1 pseudogene is annotated in these 1,127 nt (G+C 67.5%); it reads left to right on the forward strand.

Features of this window, described 5'->3' with window-relative positions:
* Positions 1–6: 6 nt before the first annotated feature.
* Positions 7–1,127: pseudogene (locus ACZ3H8_RS40860) on the forward strand (beta-ketoacyl synthase N-terminal-like domain-containing protein); the annotation flags it as partial.

The raw sequence follows: 1,127 nt of genomic DNA on the forward strand, positions 1-1,127 counted from the left end.
GTCGAGCTGGCGCGCTTCTTGGGCGATGAGCTGTTCGGGACCGGGACCGACACGTCTTCCGATCTGCCGATGGTCGTCTCCACATCCGACGATCCGGTGGTGATTGTCGGGATGAGCTGCCGTCTGCCGGGTGGGGTGGCGAGCCCCGAGGACCTGTGGCGGCTGGTGGTTGGAGGCGAGGACGCGATCTCCGAGCTTCCCACCGACCGGGGTTGGGACCTCGATGCCCTCTACGGGAACGATGCAGGCCAGTCCGGTGTGAGCCGAACAGGGTCGGGTGGATTCCTTCAGGACGCTACGCACTTCGATCCGGCGTTCTTCGGCATCAGCCCGCGTGAAGCGGTGGCGATCGACCCGCAGCAGCGTGTGCTGCTGGAGGCCTCGTGGGAAGCTCTCGAACGCTCCGGTGTCCGGCCTACGTCGGTCAAGGGCAGCCGTACGGGTGTCTTTGTCGGTGCCAGCAGTTCGGGCTATGGGTCAGGCCTTCGGGAGGCTCCGGAGGGGCTCGGCGGGCACCTGCTCACCGGCAGCTCGGGGGCCGTCCTGTCGGGTCGTGTGGCCTACACGCTGGGGCTTGAAGGGCCTGCGGTGACGGTGGACACAGCGTGTTCGTCTTCGTTGGTCGCCTTGCACCTCGCGGCGCAATCCCTGCGGTCGGGTGAGTGCGATCTTGCCCTGGCCGGCGGTGTGGCGGTCATGGCCAACCCTGGAGCCTTCGTTGAGTTCAGTCTCCAGGGCGGACTTGCTGCTGACGGCCGGTGCAAGCCGTTTTCGGATGCTGCTGATGGCACTGGGTGGGCCGAAGGTGTCGGTGTGCTGGTGGTGGAGCGGTTGTCGGATGCGCGGCGGAACGGTCACCGGGTGCTGGCGGTGGTACGTGGTAGCGCCGTGAACCAGGACGGCGCGTCCAATGGTCTGACCGCGCCGAATGGTCCTTCGCAGCAGCGGGTGATCCGGCAGGCGTTGGCGGGCGCGGGTCTCTCGGCCTCGGATGTGGATGCGGTGGAGGCGCACGGTACGGGTACGACGCTGGGTGACCCGATCGAGGCGCAGGCGCTGCTGGCGACGTACGGGCAGGACCGGGATGAGGAGCGGCCGTTGTGGCTGGGTTCGGTGAAGTCGAATCT

The organism is Streptomyces sp. NPDC002868 (genome assembly GCF_055563295.1).